The 282-nt window shown below is 69.1% G+C and carries 1 protein-coding gene; it reads right to left on the reverse strand.

Annotation, left to right across the window (positions count from 1 at the left end):
* Positions 1–65: 65 nt before the first annotated feature.
* Positions 66–282: DUF2398 family protein (locus QN345_RS20140; protein ID WP_323509255.1), on the reverse strand; the 217-nt coding region annotated here is incomplete at its 5' end.

Here is a 282-nt window from a genome sequence, read left to right on the forward strand (position 1 = left end):
GTGTCCGGCGGTAGGCTTGTTCACCTTGCGCGGGTCGGAACGGAATGGTGCAACTGTGTCCAGGGTCACGACTGTCGAGCTCCCATGATTGTCGGTGCAGCGAGGGCGTATCGGGCCAGGGCGGGCAGTACACGGATGCTTTCCCCGTCCCGGGCGACGAGCCGAAGGGCCAGGAGGCGGCCGAGAGCGGTCTCGACGAGGTCGGCCGCGTCGTCCGCCGCGCCCTTCCGCCAGAACTTGGCATAGTCGGGGGCGAGGGCGCGCACGTGCACGACGAGGTCG

It is taken from the genome of Cryobacterium sp. 10I1 (genome assembly GCF_035019805.1).
Taxonomy (GTDB): domain Bacteria; phylum Actinomycetota; class Actinomycetes; order Actinomycetales; family Microbacteriaceae; genus Cryobacterium; species Cryobacterium glucosi.